The 26,103-nt window shown below is 64.5% G+C and carries 20 protein-coding genes; 10 read left to right on the forward strand and 10 right to left on the reverse strand.

Annotated elements, in window-relative coordinates; all coding sequences use genetic code 11:
* The first annotated feature begins 123 nt into the window (after positions 1-123).
* From GJ695_RS02080 to GJ695_RS02090, 3 genes are all read left to right on the forward strand, one after another.
* Positions 124-2,949: a TonB-dependent receptor gene (locus GJ695_RS02080; protein WP_154361972.1), complete on the forward strand. Its 2,826-nt coding sequence runs from the start codon at positions 124-126 to the stop codon at positions 2,947-2,949.
* Positions 2,950-3,026: 77 nt separating this feature from the next.
* Positions 3,027-4,541, forward strand: coding sequence for a tryptophan halogenase family protein (locus GJ695_RS02085; RefSeq protein WP_154361973.1), 1,515 nt, complete (start codon positions 3,027-3,029; stop codon positions 4,539-4,541).
* A gap of 17 nt (positions 4,542-4,558) precedes the next feature.
* Entirely contained in the window at positions 4,559-5,029 is a 471-nt protein-coding gene (locus GJ695_RS02090) for a hypothetical protein (protein WP_154361974.1), read from the forward strand.
* Positions 5,030-5,044: 15 nt separating this feature from the next.
* Here the strand turns inward: GJ695_RS02090 and GJ695_RS02095 are convergent, their stop codons facing one another.
* Positions 5,045-5,698, reverse strand: a complete 654-nt coding sequence (locus GJ695_RS02095) for a glutathione S-transferase family protein (RefSeq protein WP_154361975.1) — start codon at positions 5,696-5,698, stop codon at positions 5,045-5,047.
* A gap of 144 nt (positions 5,699-5,842) precedes the next feature.
* Between GJ695_RS02095 and GJ695_RS02100 the strand changes: the two genes are divergently transcribed.
* A complete protein-coding gene (locus GJ695_RS02100; RefSeq protein WP_154361976.1) occupies positions 5,843-6,406 on the forward strand; it encodes a TetR/AcrR family transcriptional regulator in 564 nt (187 codons plus the stop codon).
* A gap of 1 nt (position 6,407) precedes the next feature.
* Here GJ695_RS02100 and GJ695_RS02105 read toward each other — a convergent pair whose 3' ends face one another.
* Complete coding sequence (locus GJ695_RS02105; RefSeq protein ID WP_154361977.1) at positions 6,408-7,235, reverse strand: helix-turn-helix transcriptional regulator; 828 nt, start codon at positions 7,233-7,235, stop codon at positions 6,408-6,410.
* A gap of 93 nt (positions 7,236-7,328) precedes the next feature.
* On the opposite strand from GJ695_RS02105, the gene GJ695_RS02110 reads away from it, so the two are divergent.
* Positions 7,329-8,225: an SDR family oxidoreductase gene (locus GJ695_RS02110; RefSeq protein WP_154361978.1), complete on the forward strand. Its 897-nt coding sequence runs from the start codon at positions 7,329-7,331 to the stop codon at positions 8,223-8,225.
* A gap of 4 nt (positions 8,226-8,229) precedes the next feature.
* On the opposite strand, the gene GJ695_RS02115 is transcribed toward GJ695_RS02110, so the two are convergent.
* The 3 genes from GJ695_RS02115 to GJ695_RS02125 all read right to left on the reverse strand — a co-directional run bounded on the left by GJ695_RS02115 (position 8,230) and on the right by GJ695_RS02125 (position 10,537).
* A complete protein-coding gene (locus tag GJ695_RS02115) occupies positions 8,230-10,023 on the reverse strand; it encodes a M2 family metallopeptidase (protein WP_229260318.1) in 1,794 nt (597 codons plus the stop codon).
* A gap of 53 nt (positions 10,024-10,076) precedes the next feature.
* Positions 10,077-10,325: a hypothetical protein gene (locus GJ695_RS02120; protein ID WP_154361980.1), complete on the reverse strand. Its 249-nt coding sequence runs from the start codon at positions 10,323-10,325 to the stop codon at positions 10,077-10,079.
* Positions 10,326-10,387: 62 nt separating this feature from the next.
* Positions 10,388-10,537, reverse strand: a complete 150-nt coding sequence (locus GJ695_RS02125; RefSeq protein WP_154361981.1) for a hypothetical protein — start codon at positions 10,535-10,537, stop codon at positions 10,388-10,390.
* 190 nt (positions 10,538-10,727) lie between these two features.
* On the opposite strand from GJ695_RS02125, the gene GJ695_RS02130 reads away from it, so the two are divergent.
* Both GJ695_RS02130 and GJ695_RS02135 read left to right on the forward strand, forming a co-directional pair.
* Positions 10,728-12,362 (forward strand): ATP-binding domain-containing protein, encoded by a 1,635-nt coding sequence (locus GJ695_RS02130; RefSeq protein WP_154361982.1) that lies wholly within the window; start codon positions 10,728-10,730, stop codon positions 12,360-12,362.
* A 22-nt stretch (positions 12,363-12,384) separates the two neighbouring features.
* Positions 12,385-13,317: a helix-turn-helix domain-containing protein gene (locus GJ695_RS02135; RefSeq protein ID WP_154361983.1), complete on the forward strand. Its 933-nt coding sequence runs from the start codon at positions 12,385-12,387 to the stop codon at positions 13,315-13,317.
* Here the strand turns inward: GJ695_RS02135 and GJ695_RS02140 are convergent.
* Both GJ695_RS02140 and GJ695_RS02145 read right to left on the reverse strand, forming a co-directional pair.
* Complete coding sequence (locus GJ695_RS02140; RefSeq protein WP_166455045.1) at positions 13,314-13,958, reverse strand: PEP-CTERM sorting domain-containing protein; 645 nt, start codon at positions 13,956-13,958, stop codon at positions 13,314-13,316. The genes GJ695_RS02135 and GJ695_RS02140 overlap by 4 nt on opposite strands.
* Positions 13,959-14,042: 84 nt before the next feature.
* On the reverse strand, positions 14,043-16,484 hold the full coding sequence (locus GJ695_RS02145) for a glycoside hydrolase family 31 protein (protein ID WP_154361985.1): 2,442 nt from the start codon (positions 16,482-16,484) through the stop codon (positions 14,043-14,045).
* A 258-nt stretch (positions 16,485-16,742) separates the two neighbouring features.
* Between GJ695_RS02145 and GJ695_RS02150 the strand changes: the two genes are divergently transcribed.
* From GJ695_RS02150 to GJ695_RS02160, 3 genes are all read left to right on the forward strand, one after another.
* Positions 16,743-18,059, forward strand: a complete 1,317-nt coding sequence (locus GJ695_RS02150) for an MFS transporter (protein WP_154361986.1) — start codon at positions 16,743-16,745, stop codon at positions 18,057-18,059.
* Between the two features lie 100 nt (positions 18,060-18,159).
* A complete protein-coding gene (locus GJ695_RS02155) occupies positions 18,160-19,791 on the forward strand; it encodes an alpha-D-glucose phosphate-specific phosphoglucomutase (RefSeq protein WP_154361987.1) in 1,632 nt (543 codons plus the stop codon).
* An 18-nt stretch (positions 19,792-19,809) separates the two neighbouring features.
* Entirely contained in the window at positions 19,810-21,480 is a 1,671-nt protein-coding gene (locus GJ695_RS02160) for an alpha-amylase family glycosyl hydrolase (RefSeq protein WP_154361988.1), read from the forward strand.
* Here the strand turns inward: GJ695_RS02160 and GJ695_RS02165 are convergent.
* The 3 genes from GJ695_RS02165 to GJ695_RS02175 form a co-directional block, all read right to left on the reverse strand.
* Complete coding sequence (locus tag GJ695_RS02165; RefSeq protein WP_154361989.1) at positions 21,396-23,216, reverse strand: sensor domain-containing phosphodiesterase; 1,821 nt, start codon at positions 23,214-23,216, stop codon at positions 21,396-21,398. The two genes, GJ695_RS02160 and GJ695_RS02165, sit on opposite strands and share 85 nt — an antisense overlap.
* Before the next feature lie 155 nt (positions 23,217-23,371).
* Positions 23,372-25,648, reverse strand: coding sequence for a GH92 family glycosyl hydrolase (locus tag GJ695_RS02170; protein WP_154361990.1), 2,277 nt, complete (start codon positions 25,646-25,648; stop codon positions 23,372-23,374).
* Between the two features lie 104 nt (positions 25,649-25,752).
* Positions 25,753-26,100 (reverse strand): PKD domain-containing protein, encoded by a 348-nt coding sequence (locus GJ695_RS02175; RefSeq protein WP_154361991.1) that lies wholly within the window; start codon positions 26,098-26,100, stop codon positions 25,753-25,755.
* Positions 26,101-26,103 lie beyond the last annotated feature (3 nt).

A 26,103-nucleotide genomic window follows, 5' to 3' on the forward strand; every position in this document is an offset into this window, starting at 1 on the left:
TTAGTACAAAATTCCGCTTAGAACGTCCTTGAGAGCGTTCGTATTCCTTGGAACCCGTGTAGTCGATGTAGCCAGAGCCGGCCGTGGTGTCGCGGGTATTTTTTTGATGATGAGGGGACACTGATGAAGAATTCCGTTAACCAGCGCGGCGCCGCCCAGGCCGCTTTTAAATTGAGCCCGGTCGCCGCTGGTTGCGCCGTATTGCTGTCGACACTGGTCCAGCCCGCCTTCGCGCAGACCGCGCCGGCCGCCGATGCCGTGCAGAGCGTGACCGTGTCCGGTATCCGCCGCGGCATCGAAGACGCGATCTCGGTCAAGAAAGACGCCAGCTCCATCGTGGAAGCGATTTCGGCGGAAGACATCGGCAAGCTGCCGGACACCACCATCGCCGAGTCGCTGGCCCGCCTGCCAGGCCTGACCACCCAGCGTACCAAGGACGGCAATGCCTCCACCGTCAGCATCCGCGGCCTAGGCCCGGACTTCGCCGGCTACCTGCTGAACGGCCGCGAACAGACCAGCACCGGCGACAGCCGCTCGGTCGACCTGAGCGCCTATCCGGCTGAACTGATCGCCGGCGCCACCGTCTACAAAACCACCGATTCGACCGTCATGGGCGCGGGCCTGGCCGGCACCATCGACCAGCAACTGATCGATCCGCTGGCCTTCGGCAAGCGCACCATCGCGGTCAAGTACCAGAAGACCAAGAACGGCCTGGGCCTGGAAGCGCAGGGCCAGGGACACCGCGAGAGCGTCACCTACATCGACCAGTTCCTGAACCGCACCCTGGGTGTGGCGATCGGCTACGTGCGTCAGACCAGCGATGCGTCGCAATATGAATTCGGCACCTGGGGCGACTACACCGGCCCGGTGACGCTGGCCAACGGCAGCATCGTCGACGCCAAGGTGCCGGGCGGCTCGGGCTACAACGCCAGCACCCGCAATGTGCGCGACGACCGCAAGGGCGTGGCGGCGATCATCGCGTTCAAGCCTAACCGCGACTTCAACAGCCAGATCGATATGTTCTGGTCGAAGATCGACGACTACACCAAGGTCAGCCAGATCCAGATCCCTGGCACGCTGACCGACAAGACGCTGAAAGGCGTGTTCAACAACGCCACCGTGGTCAACGGCGTGGCCACCGCCGGCACCATGACCAATGTGGGCCTGATCGACCGCAACGAAGGCATCCTGGACAACGACACCATCAAGTCGATCGGCTGGAAAACCAACCTGAAACTGGGCAACGGCTGGAGCACCATGCTCGACCTGAGCCACAACTCGGCCGACCGCGTCGAGCGCGACGTGGAATACTACGGCGGCACGCCGACCAACGCCAACCTGACCCTGACCGGTCTGGATGGTCATATTCCGACCATGGCTTACGGCAACAGCCTGACCGACCCGAACACCATGGCCGTGCGCAACCAGTGCGGCTGGTCCGGCATCGCCAACGACTCAGCGTGCGGCTCGATCTCGCAGGCCGGTTACTACAAGGGCCCGACCATCCGCGACCAGGTCAATGCGATCCGCCTGGAAGCCAAGTACGAACTCCCGGAGAACGGCTACTTCTCGAACCTGCGCTTCGGCGTCAACTTCACCGACCGCACCAAGAAGCGCGTGGCCGATGAAGGCGTGATCCAGTCGATCACCGGCGGCGGCTACGACCGCATTGCCTTCCCGAGCGGTTCGACGGTGGCCAACAACGTTGGCGGCACCGGCCTGAGCATGCTGGTGTTCGATCCACAGGTCAACCTGATTCCTGGCGCCGTGGTGCAGCGCAAGTACGCTGCCGACATCCTGTCGAAATCCTACGGCGTGCAGGAAAAACTGAGCACCGCCTACGCCAAGCTGGATATCGACAGCCGCGTCGGCGAGATCCCGGTCAGCGGCAACGTCGGCTTCCAGGCCGTGCACACCAAGCAGGAAGCGACCGGCTACCATGCAGCGGTAGGCGCCTCGCCGGTGCTGGCCGACCCGTCGACCGGCCTGGTGACCGATGGCACCAGCTACAACGATTTCCTGCCGTCGCTGAACCTGAATTTCGATCTGGGCAACAGCTACCTGGGCCGTTTCGCCATGTCGAAACAGCTGGCGCGTCCGAACATGACCGACATGCGTAACTCGTTCAGCTTCGCCACCAACAGCACGCCGACCGCCGTCAACGGCCAGCCGGCGCCGCCAGCGCGCTTCGAAGGTTCGGCGGGTAACCCGAACCTGAAGCCGTTCCGCGCCGATGCGCTGGACTTGTCGCTGGAAAAATACTTCGCCAAGAAGGGCTACATCAGCGCCGCGCTGTTCTACAAAAAGCTGAACAGCTACATCGTGCCGATGACCGATTCGCAGTTCGACTTCACGCCGTACATGGCGGCCTTCGGCCAGACCCCGCCGGCCGCCGGCACCAAGGGTATCTACACCACCACGGTCAACGGCAGTGGCGGCAACCTGAAGGGCGTGGAACTGACCGCGTCGGCGCCGTTCGAGCTGATTCACCCGATCCTGAACGGCTTCGGGGCGTCGGGCAGCTATTCGTCGACCTTCAGCTCGGTGCAATTGCCTAACATTATCGGCAAGAACCCGGACCAGGCGGCCGACGCCGGCAATATCCCGCTGCCAGGCCTGTCGAAAACCAACGCCAAGCTGCAGCTGTACTTCGAGAAGAGCGGCTTCAGCGCCTTCGTCGCCACCAACTACCGTTCGCGCTATGTGGGCAACGTGGCCAACGACACCGTCGGCGGCTTCCCGTCGCTGGTGTACATCGAGTCGCAGAAGTGGCTGTCGGCGCAGATCGGTTACGAGATCCAGACCGGCCCGATGAAAGGCCTGTCGTTCCGCGTCGAGGGTAACAACCTGAACAGCCCTTACTACGTGGAGTCCAATGCCGACGGTTCGACCAAGACCCGCACGCAGACCGGCCGCACCCTGTTCTTCAGCGTCAGCTACAAGATGTAAGCTGAACCTGTGAGGTAAAGTAAAAGCCCCTTGTCCGGATTTCTTCGGCAAGGGGCTTTTTATCTTCTGGAGCGAAGATGCAACCATTAAAAGACATTGTCATCGTCGGCGGCGGCACCGCCGGCTGGATGACGGCCGCAGCGCTGTCGAAGATGCTGAAGGGCCAGTACAACATCCGGCTGGTGGAGTCGGACCAGATCGCCACCATCGGCGTCGGCGAAGCCACCATTCCGATGATTAACCTGTTCAACCGCATGCTGGAGCTGGACGAGGACGATTTCATGCGGCAGACGCAGGGCACGTTCAAGCTCGGCATCGAGTTCGTCAACTGGGGGCGCGTCGGCGACCGCTATATGCACGGTTTCGGCGCGATCGGGCAGGATGGCTGGACCGTGGATTTCTACCAGCACTGGCTGAAGCAGTACCTGGCCGGCAAGGCAGCGGAGCTGGACCACTATTCGATCAATAACGTCGCGGCCATGCACAACAAGTTTTTGCGCGCGCGGCCGGATCTCGGCAACTCGCCGTTGTCGCAGATCGTCCACGCCTACCAGTTCGACGCATCGCTGTACGCCAAATTCCTGCGCAACTTCAGCGAGGCGCGCGGCGTGCGGCGGGTGGAAGGCAAGATCACCGAGGTGCGCCAGCGCGACGCCGACGGCCATGTCACGGCCGTGGTGCTGGAGGATGGCACGCAGGTCGGCGGCGACTTGTTCATCGACTGCTCGGGCTTCCGTGCGCTGCTGATCGATGCGGTCAACACGCCGTTCGAGGACTGGTCGCACTGGCTGCCGTGCGATACGGCGATTGCCGTGCCGTGCGCGAACGCGCCGGCGCTGACGCCGTACACGCGCGCCACGGCGCACGGCGCCGGCTGGCAGTGGCGCATTCCGCTGCAGCACCGCATCGGCAATGGCCATGTGTTTTCCAGCAAATTCATGAGCGCGGACGAGGCGCAGGCCATCCTGATCAACAATCTGGATGGCGAGGCGCTGGCCGAACCGCGCACCATCCGCTTCCGCACCGGCAAGCGCAGCAAGGCGTGGAACCGCAACGTGGTGTCGATCGGGCTGTCGTGCGGCTTTATCGAGCCGCTGGAGTCGACCAGCATCCATCTGATCCAGATGGCGATCGCGCATCTGATTACGTACTTCCCGGCCGGCGGCTTCGCGGAGGCCGATATCCGCCAGTACAACCGGGTGATGGACGAGGAGTACCGCTGGGCGCGCGATTTCGTCATCCTGCACTACAAGGCCACCGAGCGGAACGACACGCGCTTCTGGAACTACTGCCGCGAGATGGAAGTGCCGGAGGATCTTCAGCACCGGATCGATTTGTTCCGCAGCCATGGCCGGGTGTTCCGCGACGGCCTGGAGCTGTTTACCAAGCATAACTGGCTGCAGGTGCTGCACGGGCAGCGGATTCGTCCGCGTGCCGCCCATCCGCTGGTAGACTTGACCGGCGAGCAGCAGATCAGCGGCTTTTTGCACGAAGTGGAAAGCGTCATCAGGAACTGCGTGAACGCCATGCCCACGCAGGCAGCTTTTATCGCCGCCAATTGTGCGGCGCCTATTCATAAAAACCAGGCATAAAAACCAAGGAGAATTCAATGAACCATATCGCACGCGCAGCCATGCTCGCTGCTTTCGCCGCCGCCCTGACCGGCTGCGCCGCCACCGGCACCCGCACCGCCATGCTGACCTATGACACCATGCCGGTCGGCGCCACCATCTACGAAGGCGGCAAGTCGCTGGGCGTGGCGCCGGTGGTGCGCACCTATGAATATCCGGAAGGCGTGTCGACGCTGGCGACGCCGGAAGTGACGGCGGTCTGGGTCAGCGGCGCCAAGAACACTTACTGGACCAATCTGCCGATCCATGCGGATCTGGCGGCCACCATCCAGCGTCCGGCCAATGTGCCGGGACTGGACAAGGACCAGGCGGCGGCGCAGCCGATCATGGAGGAGCGCGCGCGCGAGGCCGAGCGTCTGAAGGAGGACAACCGCCGCACCATGGCGCGCGATTCCCCGCGCTGCCGCGAGCAGCAGCAGAAGGGCAATGTGGCGACCGCGGACTGCTGATCGCCACCTCGGCTGTTACGACTGCCCGCCGCGGTTTTTCACGCTCGGGCGGTCGGCGACCCCGGCCTGCCATGCCGCCAGCGCCGGGTAGTCATCGGTGACGGTGATGCCGACAAAGGCGGCGTGCAGCAGCGCGCAGTAGACGGTGATGTCGGCCACCGAGAACCGCGGGCCGGCGATGTAGGCTTGTTGCGCCAGCACGCTGTCGAAGTAGCGCATGCCGTTTTTGAATTTCTCCAGCTGGCGTTCGCCCCATTCCTTGCGTCCCGCCCATTCCGGGCTTTTGTAGGCTTCCAGCGTTGCCCCGAGGCCGGGCGTGGCGTGGTGGAAGTAGGCGCCGATACCGTCGATCATCCAGTCGTCCGCGCGCTTTTGCATCATGTGGATCAGCGCCTTGTCGCGCGGCGTGGCGCCGGTCAGCGTCGGATGGCCGTCGAGGTTGTCCAGGTATTCGGTGATGGCGATGCATTCGGCGATGTGGGTGCCGTCGTCCAGCTCCAGCACCGGCACCACGCCGCCGGGATTCTTGGCCAGGAAGGCCGGCTGCTTGTGTTCGGCGGCGAACAGGTCCACCTTGACGAATTCAAACTGCGCGGCCAGGTCTTTTTCGGCCAGGACGATGTGGATGCGGGCGGGATTGGGGAATCCAGGCATGTCATAAATCTTCATATTCGGCTTTCATAATTCTACCTTTCGGTAGATAGATTAAAATAGGCCGATAGTCAGGCGTTTCCGGAATTGTCTATCTATCGGTAGATAGATATTAATCCCGGACGTTTTGTCGCGTCAAGCGATAATTTTTGAAAGATGGATATGGCAAGCGATAAGAAGCAGGAAGTGATGATGGCGGCGCGGCTGATGGTGCAGGCCAACGGCTACAACGCGCTGAGCTTCCGCGACCTGGCGGAGGCGGTGGGCGTGAAGAGTTCCAGCATCCATTACTACTTCCCGACCAAGGGCGATCTGGGCGCGGCGCTGGCGCGCCAGTACACCGAGGAGTTCCTCGGCTATCTGGACGGGCTGCTGGCGCAGGGCGTGGACTGGAAGACCTGTGTGGCCAAATATGCCGACGTGTTCCGCGATACGCTGCTGCGCGAGAACCGCATGTGCATGGTGGGCGTGCTGGCGGCCGAGCGGCCGTCGCTGGCGCCGGAGGTGCAGGCGGAGGTGGAGCGCTTCACCGCGCTGATCGTCGGCTGGCTGGCGCGCGTGCTGGCGCTGGGCAAGCCGAAGATGGACGCGGCGGCGGTGAAGGGCTGGGCGTTCGCCGTGTTCTCGGCGATTGAAGGGGCGCAGCTGGTGGCGCGCGGCTGCAACGATGTGCAGGTGTTCGACAACACGCTGGCCGCCTACCGCACGGCCGGCCTGCTGCCGTAACTCAGTCGGCGGCGCGGGCGGCCAGGTAGGCGGCGATGCGTTCGGCGCTGGCCTCGCTCGCCGGGTTGTAGACCATCATCGACAGGTCGGGCCGGCCGTCCACCGCGAAGGTCGAGAATTCCAGTTCGATGGGGCCCAGCTCGGGATGGTGCAGCACCTTGTAGCCGTCGGAGACGCTGACCACTTCATTGTCTTCCCACATGGCGGCGAATTCCGGGCTGAGGCGCGACAGTTCCTCGGCCAGCGCGGCGACTTCGTTGTCGGCGCCGGCGCGGATGGCGTCGGCGCGCAGCGAGCCGACCACGAAGCGGGCCACGCTCTGCCAGTCGCTTTGCGCCGCGCGCATGCGCGCGCTGCTGAACATCAGCCGGGCGACGTTGCGTTCCTTGGGCGGGATTTTGGCGTAGTCGGTCAGCAGCAGCGTGGCGGTGCGGTTCCAGGCGACGATGTCCCAGGTCGGCGTGCGCAGCATGGCGGCGCTGCCGGTGAAGGCGTCCAGCACCCGTTGCAGGCGCGGCGTGACGCCGTCGGACAGCTTGTAGCGCGCTTCCGGCGGGCGGCCGAGGCCCAGCATGAACAGGTGTTCGCGTTCCGGCTCGGTCAGCATCAGGCCGCCGGCGATGCGGTCCAGCACTTCGGCCGAGGCGGCGCCGCCCCGGCCCTGTTCCAGCCAGGTGTACCAGGTGGTGCTGATGTTGGCGCGCTGCGCCACTTCTTCGCGGCGCAGGCCGGCCGTGCGCCGGCGGCCGGCGGCGATGCCGAAGGCGGCCGGGTCGAGCCGGGTGCGGCGGTCGCGCAGGAATTTGCCGAGGGGATTGTGTTCGTTCATCCTGTTGGTTCTTATACCTGTATAACGTCACTACTTTAATAGGAAAGATCTGCCGCCCATAATACCCTCACTCAAGCAACCATGGAGAATGAGATGCGGGTATTCGTAACAGGCGCGACCGGCTTTATCGGCGCACAGGTGGTGTCGCAGCTGATCGCGGCGGGCCATCAGGTATTGGGCATGACGCGTTCCGACGCGGGCGCCGAGGCGCTGGCCGCCGCCGGCGCGCAGGCGTACCGCGCCGAACTGGGCGAGGTGGAGCGCATCCGCGCCGGCGCGGCGCAGGCCGATGCGGTGATTCATACGGCCTTCAATCACGACGACTTCGGCAAGTTCCTGGAGAGCTGCGAGCAGGACGGGCGCGTCATCGCGGCGATGGGCGAGGCGCTGAAAGGTTCGGACCGGCCGCTGATCATCACGTCCGGCGTCGGCATGGGCGAGCGTGGGCATGGCGAATCGGCGCTGGAGACGGTGTTCAATCTGGAGCATCGCAATCCGCGCATCGCTTCGGAGCTGGCCGGCGCGGCGGCGCTGGAAGCAGGCGTGGATGTGCGCGTGATGCGCCTGCCGCAGGTGCACGACACCAAACGGCAAGGGCTGATCAGCTATTTGATACGCAACAGCCGTGAAAAAGGCCTGGCCGCGTACATTGGCGAGGGACTGAATCGCTGGTCCGCCGCGCATGTGAGCGATGTGGCGCTGCTTTACCGTCTGGTGCTGGAGCAGGGCAGGGCCGGCGAGCGTTATCACGCGGTGGCCGAGGAGGGGATTGCGGCGCGCAGCATCGCCGAGGTGATCGGCAAGGGACTGGGCGTGCCGGTCAAGTCGATCGCTGCGGACGAAGCGGCGGCGTACTTTGGCTGGCTGGCGATGTTTGCCGGCCTGGATATGGCGGCGTCCAGCGCGTTGACGCGGGAACGCCTGGGCTGGCAACCGGCCGGCCCAGGCATGGTCGCCGACTTGACAGCGATGGACTATTCCGTGGTCTGACGGATCACTTCTTCTCGGCGGCGGCGAGGGCGGCGTTCTGCTGGTCCAGCCAGGTTTTCAGCGGCGCGAAGTATTCCAGCAGCGCGTTGCCGTCGATTTTGTCTTCGCCCGAGATAGCCTTCAGCGCTTCCGGCCACGGCTTGCTGGCGCCCAGTGCCAGCATCTGCTGCAGCTTGGCGCCGGCCTTGGCGTTGCCGTACACCGAGCAGCGGTTCAGCGGGCCGGTGTAGCCGGCTTCGCGGCACAGCGCGCGGTGGAACTGGAATTGCAGCATGTCGGCCAGGAAGTAGCGCGCATACGGCACGTCGGCCGCCACGTGGTACTTGGCGCCGGCGTCGAAGCCGGTGACGCCGTTGATTGGCGCCGGCCGCTTCATGCCCATGTACTGCTCGCGCAGCTGCCACCAGGTCTTGTCGTAGTCGGCCGGCTTGGTCTTGCCGGCGTAGACGTCCCAGCGCCATTTGTCGACCGAGTAGGCGAACGGCAGGATGGCCACCTTGCTCAATGCGCGCTCCAGCAGTTGCGGGATGTCGGCGTTGACGTCCGGTTCCTGGTCCATCAGGCCTATCTGTTTCAGGTAGCTTGGCGTGATCGACAGCGCCACCGTGTCGCCGATGGCTTCGTGGAAGCCGTCGTTGGCGCCGTTGCGGAACAGGAAGGGCTGCTTGGTGTAGGCCAGGAAGTAGTAGATGTGGCCCAGTTCATGGTGGATCACGGTGAAGTCTTCGGCGGTCGGCGTGATGCACATCTTGATGCGCACGTCGTCCTTTTCGTTCAGCGGCCAGGCGGAGGCGTGGCAGACCACGTCGCGGTCGCGCGGCTTGGTCAGCAGCGAGCGTTCCCAGAACGAGGCCGGCAGCTTCTGCATGCCCAGCGAGGTGTAGAAGCCTTCGGCGTACTGGGTCATCTGCTTGGCGTCGGTCTTGCGCTGTTCCAGCACCTTGGTCAGGTCGTAGCTGCTGGCGCCGGTGGCGGGCTTGAGGATCGGGTACAGGTTGGTCCAGGTCTGGCTCCACATATTGCCGAACAGGTGGGCCGGGATCGGGCCTTCCAGCGGCACCACGTCGGGGCCGTAGGTGGCGCGCAGCTTGTAGCGGGTGTAGGTCAGCAGCGAGTCGTACAGCGGCTTGACCTGCTGCCACAGGCGTTCCATTTCGGCGGCGAAGGCTTCCGGCGGCATGTCGTACTGGGAGCGCCACATCACGCCGGTGTCGGCAAAGCCCATTTGCTTCGCGCCCTTGTTGGACAGGTCGACGTACTCGGTGTATTTCTGTTTGTAGGATGGCGACTGGGCGTGCCAGCCGGTCCACATTTCTTTGAGCTTGGCTTCATCGTGGCTGGTGGCGAGGACTTTTTCCATGTCGCCCAGCGCCATGCAGTTGTCCGGCGTCGGGCAGTATTTGGCTTTGCCGTAGGCGCCGTTCATGGCGGCCTGCAGTTGCGCGTATTGTTCGCGCTCCTTCGGATCGGCGAAGACCAGCGTTTGCTGCAACAGCATCATCTTGCGCGCGGATTCCGGCGACAGTTTCAGGCCGTTGAAACGGCGCGCGCCGATGGCGGCTTCGCCGGAGGCGGTGAGGTAGCGCTCGGCGAAGTAAGAGGCGATGCCTTCGGTGTCGTCGGTGATGAAGTTGGAACCGACCCAGGCGGCGCGGGACTGTTCGTTGTTCAGTTTATTGAGCTTGGTTTCGGTGTCGGCCAGGAAGCGCTCGGCTTCGGCGACGGTTGGTTTGGCGGCGGTGGCGGCGCTGGCAGCACCGGCCGCCGCGAAGGTGCACGCCAGCAGTGCGCTGATCATTTTTGGTGTCACAGACCTCTCCCTGGATGTTTTGTTAGCCAGGTATCTTACCGTCATTCAAAGGCTACGTCTTCAAGTCGGAAGCGGAATTTTCGGCGCTCGGGCAAGGTCCAGCCTTCGCCGGGCGTGGTGTCGCGTGGCGGCGCTGGCGTTGGCGCTGGTGGCGCTTGCAGTTGCGCTTGCAGGGCGGCCAGCAGTTGGGGCAGCGAGGGCTCGGCTGGCGTCGGCGCGCGCGGTGGTGTGGCCTGTTCTCGCCGCAGGCGGTCGGCAAGGATGAACTGCTTGTCTTCGGGACGGCGCACGGAGATGTCGATCCAGGCGTTGCGGAAGGAGCGCGCGAACTTTTGGGCGAATTGATTGGGCGTTATTGGCTGCCCTTGGTCAGCCCGGCCTGTTCGCGCAGCCATAGTTCGATGGCGCTGGTGATGGCTTCCGAGATGTCCTGCGTGCCGCTGCGAAGTTTCAGTTGCGAAATAAGCCGGAGCAGGGTATCGGTGTCTATCTGCACACTCATTGTGGATTTCATTCTATTTTCTCCCCTATTTTTCACTGCATTTCCCTATTTAGACTGATAAACCAGCGAATAGTTCAATGCAAAAGAAAATAGTGAAAAATAGGGGCGAAAATAGAAGGAATGCCACAGGGACCCGTGCGGGACTTCCCTCTGTGTACAATGGACTTTTCCTTTAGACATCATTTCGCTCATGGCTCATCTTCATCCTACTGGCTGGCAAGAGATGTCGGCCACCGGCGCGGCGGCGCGTGAAATTGAAACGCTGTCCTACCTGAACGCCACGCTGGCCGAGTCGCCGTACCACATCTATCACGGCGTGCACTGGACCAATGTTGAAAAGGGCTACTCGGCCTTCGACCAGGTGGACTTCGTGATCGTGGCGCCGAACGGCAGGCTGCTGCTGATCGAACAGATATCCGGCTTCCTGAACGAGACGCCGGACGGACTGGTGAAAAACTACGCCGCCAAGCCGCGCAAGGTGGCGCAGCACATCATGCGTTCAATCCGCGTGATGACGGAGCGCTTCGGCGGCGAACTGTCGATCGACTACCTGCTGTACTGTCCCGACTACACCGTGCGCGATCCGCACCTGGCCGGGCTGGACCCGCGCCACATCATCGACGCCAACCGCAAGCATCAACTGGCGCAACTGGTGCGCGACACGCTGCCGGTGGACGACCCCAGGCCCGACGCGCAGTTCGACAAGGTGACGCGCTTCCTCGGGAATATGCTCAGTCTCCGTCCCGACCCGAGCGCCATGATCGGCAACGCCGCGCGCATGGTGGCGCGCCTGTCGGGCGGCCTGGCGACATGGGCGCACCGGCTGGAATTCGAGCCGTTCCGCCTGCGCGTGATCGGCACCGCCGGCAGCGGCAAGACGCAGCTGGCGCTGGCCGAATTCACCGCCGCCATCGAAGCGGGCTTATGCCCGCTGTACGTCTGCTACAACCGGCCGCTGGCCGACCATATCGAACGCCTGGCGCCCAAGGGCGGCAAGGTGACCAGCTTTCACATGTTGAGCGACGCCTTCGCGCGCGATCGCGGCGACACGCCCAACTACGCGGCGCCGGATGTGTGGGAACAGATCGAAGCGCAGATGTCCGTATCGCCGCTGCCGGAAAGCTGGCAATACGACGTGGTGATCGTCGACGAAGGCCAGGACTTTTCGGTGGCGTGGCGCGATATCCTGCTGCGCATGCTGAAGGAAAACGGCCGCGCGATCTGGCTCGAAGATCCGAACCAGAATCTGTATGGCAAGGAGAGCGTGCCGCTGCCCGGCTGGGTGACGCTGCACTCGGACACCAATTACCGCAGCCCGCGCCAGATCGTCGATATCCTGGCCTCGATCGGCGCGACACAGACGCCGGTGGAGGCGGGCAGCCCGTTCAAGGGCGCGGACATCGAAGAGCTGGTCTACCCGCACGGCGACACCGAAGCGATGCTGGCGCAAACGCGGCGCGCGGTGACGTTGTGCCTGGGCGCCGGCTTCACGCGCGAAGACATCGCCATCGCCTCGTTCCGCGGGCGCGAGAAATCGGCCATCCTGCACCTCGACCAGTTGAGCGACGTGCACACGCTGAAGTCCTTCACCGGCGAGTACGATTTGTTCGGCAATCCGCAGTACCGCGACGGCGGCCTGCTGGCCGAGTCGGTGTACCGCTTCAAAGGCCAGTCGGCGCCGGCGATCATCTTCACCGAGATCGATTTCGAGGAGATGAACCAGCTGGTGCTGCGCAAGCTGTTTGTCGGCATGACGCGCGCGCGCCTGAAACTGGTGCTGGTGCTGAGCGACAGGGCCGAGCAGCAACTGCTCGACCGTATCTGAACCATTTGAAAGGACGACTTTCATGCGGCACGATGGCAAGCAGGCGGTTCAAGGCAAGGGCGGCGCGCCCGCCATGATGGTACTGGCGCTGGAATCATCGGCCGGGTGGACAGGGGAGGCACGCTTTGTGCAGGCAGCCCTGGGAGCGATCCGCGCGGAGCTGCCCTATGCGCGTTACTTCGCCGCCGGCCGTGAGGCCAGGCGGCGCGGTATGCGCGACGGCGAGATTGCGCGCGCCGCCATCGACTGGATGGACACAACGCTGCATCCCAGTCATATGCTGCAGTTGCAGCTGGACGACCCCCATGCAGTCTTGAACTGCATGAACGCTTACAACTCCCGCTGCAATGACTATGAGTGGGATGACAAATTGGAGCTTTATGGCCGTCGCCGGCTCGAGCGCGGCGCGCCGCCAAACGGCAGGCGGCGCGCGCCATGCTGGATCCTGGCGAGCGACCGTGGCGATTTCCGCCTGCACGCGACGCGGCTGTCACCCGATGGCATCGACGATCCGGCGGCGTGCCAGAGTGTGTCGCTGGCGGCGATTGAATATCTGGTCGGGCATGCGCAGCGCGCCAGTCAGGACGCCACGCCGCGCACGCTCTCCGCCATGGCCCGTCTTCTGGGCGTGACGCACAGCGTTGCGGCGGAAGCGGCCGGCGTGCTGGAGCGCGAGGGCGGCATGCCGGTCGAAGCGCTGGCGCGGCAGCTGGGCTGCAGCAAGCGCACGCTGGAGCGCGCGCTGCAGGCAGCCGGCACGAGCGCCGGCCAGCTGCGCCTGGCTGCCATGATGGTGGGCGCGGCCAACCAGCTCACCTCAAGGCGCAGCCTGACCGAGATCGCCGCCGACCAGGGCTTTGCCGACCTGGCGCACATGAGCCGCGCCTTCCAGGCCTCCTGCGGCATGGCGCCCAGCGCGCTGCGTGCGTCGATGGCGTTGAAGCGAAACGCTTAAGGGACCCGACGGCGGCGCCGCGCCGCGAGGCCCACGGCCAGGCCGGCCAGCAGCATGGCCCAGACGCCCGGCTCCGGCACGGCCGACGGCACGTCGAGCGCCGCGCGGGCCAGCGGACTGCCGGGAATCAGCAGCAGGTCGGTGCTGCTGGCCGCGTTCTGGTAAAGCGCTCCCGAGATAAACGTCGTGCCTGTGGCAAATCCGTTCGAGGCGGCGTCGATATGGTAGGTGCTGGTGATGCCGGCGTAGGCCGATACCAGGGCAAAGCCAGCCAGATACTGGCCGGCCTTCAGATAGTCGGCGGGGGAGTTGGCCGAAAAAACGATGGCGCCGACGTTGGCGCCCAGGTCCGCAAACGTATGGTTGCCGGCGTCGATGGTGGCGCTCCAGCCGCTTGGCGCCGTCAGCGACGAAATGCCCGCGTCGCTGAAGTAGGGCAGCAGCACCTGCGTATTTTCGGTGCCGACGCAGGTGCCGCCTTTGCCCGTCAGGTTGAAGCTGTATTCCGTGAGGCCGCCGGCGCCGGCGCCGGTGGTGGTGGCGCTGATCGTCGGCGCAAACAACAGGCAGCCGATCGCCTGGCTGCTTCCTGCGGCGCACCACAGCACCAGGGCCGCGAGGGCCGATTTCAATGCGGGCATGAGGTCTTCTCCCAAGAGTGAAAACCTCATGCTATCGAAATGGCAACTCCCCGGCTTGAACAGGTGCGACACGCCGCCAAAAAATCACAGCAGGATGTCGACGCTGCGGCTGGCCTGGTCGCTGGCCGGCAGTTCGACGGTCAGCAGCTTGGTCGCATCGTCCCACGCGAAGACGGCGACGCGGCCGTCGATGCGCACCGAGGACGGCGCGGCGGTCACGTTATGCACCGTCAGCGCAATGCCGCGCTGCGGACGCTGATACTGCTTACCCAGTTCCGATTCCACGCGCAGCGACAGCGCCGTCCCTTGCAGCTTGCTGGTAAAGCGCAGCAGCTCGTACTTGCCCTGCTCGTAGGCTTGCGCGGTCAGGCCGTCGTCGTCATACAGCTTGCCGCTGCCGGCCTTCACCGACGCGTCGTGCCAGTAGTGCAGCTCGATGTGCCTGGTGTTGTAGTCGCGCGTCGACTGCACCACCTTGGTCATCGGGATGAAGGCGCCGGCGCGGACGTAGACCGGCACATGGTCCGGCGTCAGCGCAACCGACCGCGTGGCGCCGCCGGCCTGCCTCTCGCCGGTATAGAAATCAAACCACGCGCTGCGCGCCGGGAAGTAGACGCCGGCCGTGGCGGCGCCTTGCTTGAGCACCGGCGTGACCAGGAAGTCCTTGCCCCACAAGTAGGTCGACGACATGGCGCGCACCTTGGCGTTGCCCGGCTCCTCGTACAGCATCGGCCGCATCAGCGGCAGGCCTTGCTGGTTGTTGTCGAAGCCCAGCGTGTAGTTATACGGCAGCAGGCGATAGCGCAGGCGGATCGCCTCGCGCGCCAGCGCCCTGGTCCTGTCCTCGCGGTAGACCGGCTCCGACGGCACCTCGTCCTGCGCATGCGGACGGAACACCGGCTGGAACACGCCGTATTGCAGCCAGCGCTGATACAGCTCGTTGTCCAGCACCGGATTGGCGAAGCCGCCCAGGTCCGAGTGCATATAGCCGACGCCCTGCATGCCCATCTGCAGCGAGATCTCCGGTTGCGATTGCAGTCCGTCCCAGCCGCGATTGACGTCGCCCGACCACGGCATGATGCCGTAGCGCTGCGTGCCCGAATACCCGGCGCGCATCAGGATGAACGGCCGCTCGTTGGGGAAGTCGCGCTGGTAGCCTTCCGCCACCAGACGCGCCCACTGATGGCCGTAGATGTTGTGCACCTGGTCGGCGCTGCCGGTGGCGTGGCGCGTTTCGGTCGGATGCACTTCCGGTTCGCCCAGATCGCCCCACACGCCTTTCACACCCTGCTGGTGCAGGCCCTTGTAGATATCCCACAGCCAGTCCTTGCCCTGCTTGCCAAAGATGTCGATCAAGCCGGTGTGGCCGAAATAGAAGTCGTAGGCCAGCGGCTTGCCGTCGACGCCGGTGGCCAGCACCTGTTTGTCGACGGCGTCCCGCCAGCGGCTGGAGGTGTCGAGTACAAACGGCTCGGAGATCACCACCGTCTGCACGCCCTTGTTCTGGAAGTCGGCGATCATGCCGGCCGGATTAGGGAAGCTGTCCTGGTCCCAGGCCAGGTTGCCCATGGTGCCCTTGATCTCCTTGCCGAACCAGAACAGGTCGAACACGATGGCATCGAGCGGGATATCGTCGGCGATGAACTTGTCGACCGTCTCGCGCGCCTGCTGCTCGTTGCGGTAGCCGAAGCGCATGGCGAAGTTACCGAAGGCCCAGCGCGGCGGCAAAGGCTGTTTGCCGGTCAGGCTGGTGTAGTTGCCCACCACGTCTTCCCAGGTATCGCCGGCGATCACCTGATAGGTCTTGCGGCCTCCGATCGCCTCGTAGGTCAGGCTGTTGTTCTTGGCGCTGTCGAAATCCAGATAGCCGGTCTGCGGATTGTCGAAGTGAATGGCGTACATCTTCGACGACAGCGCCACCGGCATGGTGTAGCCCATCAGCTCCGAATGGTCGCCGTAGCCGTAGTGCGCCTTGTTATACAGCGTGAAGCGGTAGCCGCGGCGGTTCATGCCGACCGCGCGCGAACCGGCGCCGTACAAGGCTTCGTTCTTGTCGAGCGCGAATTCGATCGCTTCCAGCTCGCGCGGCGCGCCCTTGTTGATATCCTTGCTGCCCCTGGCCACATCGTCGGTGACGTGAATGTAGCCGCGCTTTTCCGCCACCAGCGGCTTGCCCTTGTAGGCGTAGGCGATGCGGAACGGCGACTTGCTAATGGTGACCGTAATGCCAGGTGTGGCATATTCGATGCTGCCGGCTTTTTGCTTCAGCGTGGTGTTGACGGCGGCCGGCGCCAGCACCACGGCGTGCGAGGTTGGATCGGCGGTTTCGCCCTTGGGCACGAAGGTGGTTTCGATAATGCCGGCCGAGTAGGGCGTGATCAGGTAGTTACCGTCGCTGGTGCGCACTTCAAGGTGGCCGTCGCGCTGGGTGACGCCGTCGAACTTGCGGTCGGCGTTTTGCGCGTGGGCGGGGAGGCTGATGAGCAGAGTGGCGGCTGCGAAGGTGGCTAACGGGGTGGCGTTCATATAGTGAGATATCGGTGGAGTTGTCTGCTATCGTGCGCTTGCCCCGCAAACCGGTGAGTCGACGCGGGGTCTGACCCCGTACGGGGTCAGACCCCTTTCCGGCCCTGCGGGGTTCGGCTGTTGTTTGGCTACATTTGACACTATATTTCACCCCCTGAAAAGATCTATTCCCTTAATTTCATTGGGAATTTCTCGCGATTGACATGTTTTGGGTCGCGTGTTATTTTGCTACAAATTTAAAAACTCGGGACGCGCAGCATGCACTCTTCCAGTAACAAGCCCATCCTGTCGTTCTGGCAGCTGTGGAACATGAGCCTCGGCTTCTTCGGCATCCAGTTCGGCTTTGCCCTGCAAAACGCCAACGTCAGCCGGATTTTCTCCACGCTGGGCGCCGATCCCGACAACCTGTCGCTGTTCTGGCTGGCCGCGCCGGTCACCGGCCTGCTGGTGCAGCCGATCATCGGCTACCTGAGCGACAACACCTGGCACCCGACCTGGGGCCGGCGCCGGCCGTTCTTCTTCATCGGCGCCGTGCTGGCCTCCCTCGCGCTGTTCCTGATGCCCAATTCGTCGGCGCTGTGGATGGCGGTGGTCGTCCTGTGGCTGCTCGACGGCGCCATCAACGTCTCGATGGAACCGTTCCGCGCCTTCGTCGGCGACAAGCTGGGACCGCGCCAGCAGACCGCCGGCTTCGCGATGCAGACCTTCTTCATCGGCTGGGGCGCGGTGATCGCCTCGATGCTGCCGACCATCTTCACCCACCTGGGCGTCAGCAACGACGCCGCCGGCGGCACCATTCCCGACACCGTGCGCTACTCGTTCTACGCCGGCGGCGCCGTGTACTTCTTTGCCGTGCTGTGGACCGTGCTGACCGCGAAGGAAGCGCCGCCGGACGACCTGGCCGCGTTCCGCGCCGCGCAGCAAAGCGGCAAGGGCGTCGGCAACGCGCTGAAGGAAATCTTCAGCGGTTTCGGCAAGATGCCGAAGACCATGGTGCAGCTGGCCGCGGTGCAGTTCTTCACCTGGATCGGCCTGTTCGCGATGTGGATCTACACCACCAACGGCGTGGCCGAAAACGTGTTCGGCACCACCGACGCGCAATCGGCCGCGTTCCAGGAGGCGGGCAACCACGTCGGCGTGATGTTCGCCGTGTACAGCGGCGTGTCGGCGCTGGCGGCCTTCGTGCTGCCGGTGTTCGCGCGCCACACCAGCCGCAAGTTCGTGCACCTGGTGTGCCTGGTGATCGGCGGCCTGAGCCTGTTCAGCATCTACACCATCCACGACCTCGACACGCTGTACTACCCGATGATCGGCATCGGCATCGCCTGGGCCTCGATCCTGACCATGCCCTACGCGATCCTGGCCGGCGCGCTGCCGGCCAACCGCATGGGCTACTACATGGGCGTGTTCAACTTCTTCATCGTCATCCCGCAGATCGTCAGCGGCCTGCTGCTCGGCTTCGTGACCAAGCACTGGTTTGCCGGCCACACCGTCAAGACCCTGATGCTGGGCGGCGTGTGCATGGTGGTGGCGGGCGTGCTGACGCTGGTGGTGCGGGACGACGCCGAACAGTGATGTAAGATTGTCCGCGAGGCAAGCTATTTGTGCGACGCGATTTCGCCGGAACAGGTAAAACCGTTGCAGTGAATCTGTCACCTACCTACGCGGAGCAAACATGAGCATCAACACGGTCAGCACCACCTCCTTCCCCGGCCAGCGGCCGGGCACCTCCGGCCTGCGCAAGAAAGTCAGCGTGTTCCAGCAGCCGCACTACCTCGAAAACTTCGTCCAGAGCGTGTTCGACACGCTGGGCGACTGCGCCGGCAAGACGCTGGTGGTCGGCGGCGACGGCCGCTTCCACAACCGCGAGGCGGTGCAGACCATCCTGCGCATGGCGGCCGCGCACGGCTTCGCCAGGGTGCTGGTGGGGCAGGGCGGCATCCTGTCGACGCCGGCGGTCAGCTGCGTGATCCGCAAGCACGGCGCGCTGGGCGGCATCGTGCTGTCGGCCAGCCATAATCCGGGCGGCCCGGACGGCGACTTCGGCATCAAGTACAACATCGAGAACGGCGGCCCGGCGCCGGAAAGCGTGACCGAGACGATCTACCAGCACACCGAAAGCATCACCCAGTACCGCATCAGCGACGCCGCCGACATCGACCTGCAACGGCCCGGCGCCGCGCGCATCGAAGCCATGGACGTCGAAGTGATCGACCCGGTGGCCGACTACGCGGAGCTGATGCAGCAGCTGTTCGACTTCGACGCCATCCGCCAGCTGATCGCCGGCGGCTTCCGCCTGTGCTTCGACGGCATGCACGCCGTCTCCGGCCCCTACGCCAAGGCCATCCTCGAAGACCAGCTGGGCGCGCCGGCCGGCAGCGTGATCAACGCCGTGCCGCTGGAGGATTTCGGCGGCCACCATCCGGACCCGAATCCCGTCAACGCCGCGCAGCTGATCGAGATCATGGCGGCCGACAACGCGCCCGACTTCGGCGCCGCCTCCGACGGCGACGGCGACCGCAACATGATCCTCGGCCGCAAATTCGACGTCACGCCGTCCGACAGCCTGGCCGTGCTGGCCGCGCACGCGACGCTGGCGCCGGGCTACCGCGCCGGCCTGAAAGGCATCGCGCGCTCGATGCCGACGTCGCAGGCGGCCGACCGCGTGGCGCGGGCGCTGGGCATCCCCGCCTTCGAAACGCCGACCGGCTGGAAGTTCTTCGGCAACCTGCTGGACGCCGGCAAGGCCACGCTGTGCGGCGAAGAGAGCTACGGCACCGGCTCGGACCACATCCGCGAAAAGGATGGCGTGTGGGCGGTGCTGTTCTGGCTCAACCTGCTGGCCGCCACCGGCAAATCGGTCGAACAGCTGGTCAGCGAACACTGGGCGCGTTTCGGCCGCAACTACTACTCGCGCCACGACTACGAAGGCGTTGATGCGCACGCCGCCAATGAACTGATGGCGTCCCTGCGCATCAAGCTGGCCGCCATGGCCGGGCAGGACCTGGGCCACTACGTGGTCGATTTCGCCGACGATTTCGAATACAAGGATCCGGTCGACGGCTCGGTGTCGAAACAGCAGGGCGTGCGCATCGTCATGACCAACGGTTCGCGCATCGTGTTCCGGCTGTCGGGCACCGGCACCGAGGGCGCGACCCTGCGCGTCTACCTGGAACGCTACGAAGCCGATCCCGCCTTCCACCACCTGCCGACCCAGCAGGCGCTGGGCCCATTGATACTGATTGCCGAGCAGGTGGCCGGCATCGCCGACTGGACCGGTCGCGCCCATCCCACCGTCACCACATAAAACCATAAGGACGACAGCATGAAATTGACGACACTCGCACTCTCCCTGGCCCTGGGGCTGGGCGCCGCCCACGCCGCCGAAGCGCCGGCCGCCAGGCCGAAGCCCTTCCTGTGGGAGAACGCGACCGTCTATTTCCTGCTGACCGACCGCTTCAGCAATGCCTATACCGGCAACGACCTGGCCTACGACCGCCAGAAGGACGCGGCGCCGCTGCGGGGCTACATGGGCGGCGACCTGGCCGGCGTGATCAACAAGATCAACGACGGCTACTTCGACAGCCTGGGCGTGACCGCGCTCTGGGTCACGCCGCCGGTCGAACAGATTCACGGCAGCACCGACGAAGGCACCGGCAAGTCCTACGCCTTCCACGGCTACTGGGCCTCCGACTTCACCGCCGTCGACGCCAACCTGGGCAACGAGAACGACTTCCGCAACCTGGTGGACGCCGCGCACGCGCACGGCATCCGCGTGCTGCTGGACGTGGTGATGAACCACACCGGCCCGGTGACCGAGGAAGATCCCGTGTGGCCGAGCGACTGGGTACGCACCGCGCCCGAGTGCACCTATAAAACCGCCAAGACCACCATCGAATGCACGCTGGTGAAAAACCTGCCGGACTTCCTGACCGAGAGCGACGAGCCGGTCGAGCTGCCGGAGCGCCTGATGGCCAAGTGGCAGCGCGAAGGCCGCTTCGAACAGGAGGTCAAGAGCCTCAACGAATTCTTCTCGCGCACCGGCTACCCGCGCGCGCCGCGCTACTACCTGATCAAATGGCATACCGACTGGATCCGCAAGTACGGCGTGGATGGCTTCCGCGCCGACACCGTCAAGCACGTCGAAGCCAAGGTATGGAAGGAACTGCAGAAGGAAGCGGTGATCGCCTTCGACGACTGGAAGAAGGCCAATCCGGAAAAGAAACTGGGCGACGACAAGTTCTACATGACGGCCGAAGTCTATAACTACAAGGTCAGCGACGGCCTGTATCACGACCTGGGCGGCGGCCAGAGCGTCAACTACTACCAGGCCAACTTCAACAGCATGATCAACTTCGGGCTGGTGAAAGACGCCGAGCAGGATTACGAAACGCTGTTCAGCAGCTACTCCAACGCCATGCACGGCGGCCGCCTGAACGGCCACTCGGTGCTGAACTACCTCGACTCGCACGACGATGGCGCGCCGTTCGACCCGTCGCGCAAAAAACCGTTCGAGAGCGCCAACAAGCTGCTGCTGGCGCCGGGCGCCGCGCAGATCTACTACGGCGACGAAACCGCGCGCCGGCTGGACGTGGCCGAAGCCAGCGGGGACGCCAAGCTGCGCTCCTTCATGAACTGGAACGAGCTGGAACAGAACGCCGTCCGCAACGGCAACAAGATCGCCGACGTGCGCGCGCACTGGGCCAAGCTGGGCCTGTTCCGCAAGGCCCACGTGGCGGTCGGCGCCGGCGTGCACCAGCAGCTGCAAGCCAAGCCTTACATCTTCAAGCGCACTTACGACCAGGACGGCGTGCGCGACAAAGTGGTGGTGGCGCTCGACCTGCCGACCACCAAGGCCACCACCATCAACCTGCACGGCGTGTTCGCCAACGGCCAGCGCGTCAAGGACTACTACTCCGGCAAGACCGCCGTGGTGCGCGGCGGCGCCGTCAACTTCGGCACGCGCAACGCGCTGGTGCTGATCGGGCAGGAGTAGCCCGCAAACGCCTCGGCCTCCAGCGGTCGGGCGAACAGATAACCCTGCACCTCGTCGCAGCCGGCGCGGCGCAGGAAATCCAGCACCGGCGCCGTCTCCACGCCCTCGGCCACTACGCGGTGGCCCAGCTCCTGCGACAGCGTGATCATCGCCGTCACCAGTGCCTGCTGGCGCGGGTCGCCGGCCAAGTCGCGGATGAAGGACTGGTCGATCTTCACCACGTCGGCCGGCATCTTCTGCAGGTAGGCCAGGCTGCTGTAGCCGGTGCCGAAATCGTCGATCGCCAGACCGACGCCCAGCGCCGCGATCTGCGCCAGCGTGGCGTGCGCCTTCACCGGCTGTTCCATGATGGCGCTCTCGGTGATCTCCAGTTCCAGGCAGTCGGCCGGCAGGTCATAGCGCTCCAGGCAGGCCGCCACGCTGGCGGCAAACGCCGGCTCCACCAGATTGGCGGCCGACACATTCACCGACACCTGCAACGCCAGGCCATCCCGGCGCCACGCGCATTGCTGGCGCAGCGCGGCGTCCAGCACCCAGGCGGTGGTGGCCTGCGCCAGGCCGGAACGCTCGATCAGCGGAATGAACTCGGCCGGGCCGACCGCGCCCAGCGTCGGATGCTCCCAGCGCAGCAGCGCCTCGGCGCCGACGCAGGCGCCGCTGACTACATTGATGCGCGGCTGATAGACGAGCCGCAGCTGTCCGGCGCCCTCCAGCGCCGCGCCGAAATCGCCGAGCAGGCTGAAACGGCGCTGGTACAGCGCATCCTCGTCCTGCGAATACACCGCCACATGGGTCGGCAGGTCGATGGCGTCATGCGCTGCGCTGCGGGCCTTGCGCAGCACTGCCAGGCTGTCGTCGTGGCCGACGTCGAACGGCACCACGCCGGCCGACGGCGTGGCCACGTAGCGCGTCCTGGCGATGGCCAGCGCCGCCTGCATCTTGCGCTCCACGCGCGGCAGCCAGGAATCCAGCGTTTCGCCGGCCGGCGACAGCAGCATGAACTGCGCGGTGGCGACGTGGTAGATGCGCGGACCGCTGCCGATTTCGGCGCGCAGCCAGCGCGCGCCCTCGGTCACCAGCTCATCGAGATAGGACGACTTCATGGCGCGCGCGGCGTGCGCCAGCTGGTTGTGGGTGGCCAGGTTGACCAGCACCGCCAGCCGCTGCTCGCCTTCGCCGGCGTCCCGCTGCAGATCGTGGAAATCGTCGATGAACTGGTTGCGGTTGGGCAGGCCGCTGACGGCGTCGACGCGGCCCAGCGCGTGCTGCAATTCGATCTGCGCCATCACCATGCCGGCCAGGTCGCACAGCGCGGTCAGTTCTTCGGGCGTGGTGTCGCGCGGTTCGGTGCCCAGCACGCACATGGCGCCGAGACAGTGACCGTCGGTGGTGGTCAGCGGCGCGCCGGCGTAATAGCGGATGCCGCTGGCGGCCAGCACGCTGTCGCGAAAATAGTCATCCTGCAGCAGGTCGGGGATCACCAGCACGGTGCTGCTCTCGGCCACCTGGCCGCACGGCGCGCGCAGGCGCGGAATGGAATCGTGCTCGACGCCGACGCGCGACTTGAACCATTGGCGGTCGGCATCGGTCAGGGAGATGGCGGCGATCGGCAGGCGGAACATGCTGGCCGCCATGCGCGTGATGCGGTCGAAGGCCGCGCTGGGCGGGGTGTCGAGCAGATTGAGTTTGTGCAGCGCGTCGAGGCGGCGTGCCTCGCTTAGTTCACCAGGTGTCATGTGCGGATCCGTAAAGCAGTCTGAATGCAATGCGGGTCAGGGCACTGGAGAAAAGCGGAGAGCGGGGCAGGGCTCGTGATATGGAAATATCAAGTATATTTCCACATGGAAACTACATCATATCACGATCCCGCCCGCGCCGCTTTTGGCAATTTCTATTGCGTCGATAGCGAGTACGGCGCGTCGGCCGGCGTGGTGCCGCGCTGGGTGTTGGGCTGCGCCGTCATATCGAAGTCCAGCGTGGCGCCGCGCATCAGCGCCGCATGATCGAGCCAGTTGTGGGCGTACGGCTTGCCATTCACCTTCAGCGTGCGCACGTAGCGCTGCGCATCGCTGTTGGCCGGCGCGTTGATGGTGACGGTCTTGCCATTCTCCAGATGCAGCGTGGCTTTCGGGAACAGCGGCGCGCCCAGCACATACTGCGGCACGGCCGGCGTCACCGGATAGAAGCCCAGCGCCGAGAACACATACCAGGCCGAGGTCTGGCCGTTGTCCTCGTCGCCGCAGTAGCCGTCCGGCGTGGCCTTGTACAGGCGGTTCATGGTCTCGCGCGCCCAGTACTGGGTTTTCCACGGCGCGCCGGCATAGCCGTATAGGTAGATCATGTGCTGGATCGGCTGGTTACCGTGGGCGTACTGGCCCATGTTGGCGATCTGCATTTCGCGGATCTCGTGGATCACCTCACCGTAATAGCTGTCGTCGAAGGTCGGCGGCAGCGAGAACACCTGATCGAGCTTGGCGACGAACTTGTCGCGGCCGCCCATCAGCTGCACCAGGCCGTCGACGTCCTGGAACACCGACCAGGTGTAGTGCCAGCTGTTCCCCTCGGTGAAGGCGTCGCCCCACTTGAAGGGATTGAACGGCGACTGGAAGCTGCCATCCTTGTTCTTGCCGCGCATCAGACCCGACTCCGGATCGAACAGCTTCTTGTAGTTCATCGCGCGCTGCTTGTAGATGGCGATTTCCGACTCCGGCTTGCCCAGCGCCTTGCCCAGTTGCCAGATGGCGAAATCGTCGTACGAGTATTCCAGCGTGCGCGCGGCGTTCTCGTTGATCTTCACGTCGTACGGCACGTAACCCAGCTCGTTGTAGTACTTGACGCCCTTGCGGCCGACGGCGTCCATCGGGCCTTCGTTGTCGGCGCCGTGCTTGAGCGCCTGCCACAGGGTCTCGATGTCGTAGCCGCGCAGGCCCTTGACGTAGGCTTCCGCCACCACCGAGGCCGAGTTGTTGCCGACCATGACGTTGGCCAAGCCGGGGCTGGACCATTCAGGCAGCCAACCGCCTTCCTTGTAGTCGTTGACCAGGCCGGCCTGCATCTCCTTGTTGATCGACGGGTACATCAGGTTCAGGAATGGATACAGCGCGCGGAAGGTGTCCCAGAAGCCGGTGCCGGCAAACATATAGCCGGGCAGGATCTTGCCGTTGTAAGGACTCCAGTGGACGATCTGGTTGTTGGCATCGACCTCGTACAGCTTGTTCGGGAAGAACAGCATGCGATACAGACTGGAATAGAAGGTGCGGGTCTGATCGACGCTGCCGCCTTCGACGCTGATGCGGCCCAGCGTCTTGTTCCAGATATCCTTGCCCTTTTGCGCGGTGGCGTCGAAGCTGTCGTCGGCCAGTTCGCGTTTCAGGTTCAGCTCCGCCTGTTCCTCGCTGATGAAGGAGGAGGCGACACGCATGCCGACCTTCTCGCCTTTTTCGGTTTTGAAGCCGACCACCGCGCCGCTATGCTCGCTGGCCAGCTCCGTCACGCCGTCCACCAGCTTGTTGCCGCTCCAGATGCGGGAGGAGGTGAACGGCTTGTCGAAGTAGATGACAAAGTAGTTCTTGAAGTTCGGCAGCGGGCCGCGCGCGTAGCGGGTGCTGTAGCCGACGATCTTGCGCTGCTCCGGCAGCACCTTGATGTAGGAGCCCTTGTCGTAGGCGTCCACCACCACATAGGCTTCATCGGTCTTCGGATAGGTGAAGCGGAACTGCGCGGCGCGTTCGGTCGGCGTGATCTCGGTGGTGACGTCGGCGTCGGCCAGGTACACGCTGTAGTAGTACGGCTTGGCGGTTTCCGCCTTGTGCGAGAACCAGCTGGCGCGGTCGTCCTGGTTGAAGCGCAGCTTGCCGGTGACCGGCATGATGGCGAACTGGCCGTAGTCGTTCATCCACGGCGATGGCTGGTGCGTCTGCTTGAAGCCGCGGATCTTGTCGGCGTCGTAGGTGTAGGCCCAGCCGTTGCCCATCTTGCCGGTCTGCGGCGTCCAGAAATTCATCCCCCACGGCAGCGCGATGGTGGGATAGGTATTGCCGTTGGAGAGCTCGGGCTTGCTGGCGGTTCCCATCAGGGGATTGACCAGTTCCACCGGATCTTTGACCGGGGTGGCGTAAGCATTGAGCGCGACCAGCAAGGCGGGAATTGCGAGCGTGTGCAGTTTCATGTCCTGTTTATCGTTGGATGAAGACAAACCAGTGTAGCAGCTACACTGCGGCTGGCAACGGGACGCCCCGAGTTTATCGGGATTTACTAAACAAGCCGTGGGGATTAGCGCGCGGTGATGGTGACCGAGGACGGCGCGCTGTCGAGCGTGCCGTCGTTGACGGTCAGGGTGGCGATGTAGTCGCCCGGCAGATCGGCGAAAAAGGTCGGCGTGGCGACATGGTAGTTGAGCAGCGCGGCGCTGCTGCCGGCCGGCTTCACCAGCGTCCACGCATAGCTGACGATGTCCTGGTCGGCATCGGTGGCGCTGCCGGCCAGCTTGATCGAGGTGCCGGCGGCTACCGTCTGCGCCGGGCCGGCGTCGGCCACCGGCGCGCGGTTAGCCTGGGCGACGTAATCGCCGCCGCCGCAGCCGCCGAGCACCAGCAGAATCAGGATGAAGGATTTTCGCATCCA

The organism is Duganella alba, from assembly GCF_009674495.1.
GTDB classification, from domain to species: Bacteria; Pseudomonadota; Gammaproteobacteria; order Burkholderiales; family Burkholderiaceae_D; genus Rugamonas; species Rugamonas alba.

Bases quoted from the DNA above. Each gene is read 5' to 3' on its own strand.
- GJ695_RS02095 (WP_154361975.1), bottom strand. From the start codon at position 5,698: ATGAAGATTTATGACATGCCTGGATTCCCCAATCCCGCCCGCATCCAC.
- GJ695_RS02115 (WP_229260318.1), bottom strand. From the start codon at position 10,023: ATGATCAGCGCACTGCTGGCGTGCACCTTCGCGGCGGCCGGTGCTGCC.
- GJ695_RS02130 (WP_154361982.1), top strand. From the start codon at position 10,728: ATGGCTCATCTTCATCCTACTGGCTGGCAAGAGATGTCGGCCACCGGC.
- GJ695_RS02140 (WP_166455045.1), bottom strand. From the start codon at position 13,958: ATGCCCGCATTGAAATCGGCCCTCGCGGCCCTGGTGCTGTGGTGCGCC.
- GJ695_RS02100 (WP_154361976.1), top strand. From the start codon at position 5,843: ATGGCAAGCGATAAGAAGCAGGAAGTGATGATGGCGGCGCGGCTGATG.
- GJ695_RS02160 (WP_154361988.1), top strand. From the start codon at position 19,810: ATGAAATTGACGACACTCGCACTCTCCCTGGCCCTGGGGCTGGGCGCC.
- GJ695_RS02150 (WP_154361986.1), top strand. From the start codon at position 16,743: ATGCACTCTTCCAGTAACAAGCCCATCCTGTCGTTCTGGCAGCTGTGG.
- GJ695_RS02170 (WP_154361990.1), bottom strand. From the start codon at position 25,648: ATGAAACTGCACACGCTCGCAATTCCCGCCTTGCTGGTCGCGCTCAAT.
- GJ695_RS02090 (WP_154361974.1), top strand. From the start codon at position 4,559: ATGAACCATATCGCACGCGCAGCCATGCTCGCTGCTTTCGCCGCCGCC.
- GJ695_RS02145 (WP_154361985.1), bottom strand. From the start codon at position 16,484: ATGAACGCCACCCCGTTAGCCACCTTCGCAGCCGCCACTCTGCTCATC.
- GJ695_RS02165 (WP_154361989.1), bottom strand. From the start codon at position 23,216: ATGACACCTGGTGAACTAAGCGAGGCACGCCGCCTCGACGCGCTGCAC.
- GJ695_RS02110 (WP_154361978.1), top strand. From the start codon at position 7,329: ATGCGGGTATTCGTAACAGGCGCGACCGGCTTTATCGGCGCACAGGTG.
- GJ695_RS02175 (WP_154361991.1), bottom strand. From the start codon at position 26,100: ATGCGAAAATCCTTCATCCTGATTCTGCTGGTGCTCGGCGGCTGCGGC.
- GJ695_RS02135 (WP_154361983.1), top strand. From the start codon at position 12,385: ATGCGGCACGATGGCAAGCAGGCGGTTCAAGGCAAGGGCGGCGCGCCC.
- GJ695_RS02085 (WP_154361973.1), top strand. From the start codon at position 3,027: ATGCAACCATTAAAAGACATTGTCATCGTCGGCGGCGGCACCGCCGGC.
- GJ695_RS02080 (WP_154361972.1), top strand. From the start codon at position 124: ATGAAGAATTCCGTTAACCAGCGCGGCGCCGCCCAGGCCGCTTTTAAA.
- GJ695_RS02125 (WP_154361981.1), bottom strand. From the start codon at position 10,537: ATGAGTGTGCAGATAGACACCGATACCCTGCTCCGGCTTATTTCGCAA.
- GJ695_RS02105 (WP_154361977.1), bottom strand. From the start codon at position 7,235: ATGAACGAACACAATCCCCTCGGCAAATTCCTGCGCGACCGCCGCACC.
- GJ695_RS02155 (WP_154361987.1), top strand. From the start codon at position 18,160: ATGAGCATCAACACGGTCAGCACCACCTCCTTCCCCGGCCAGCGGCCG.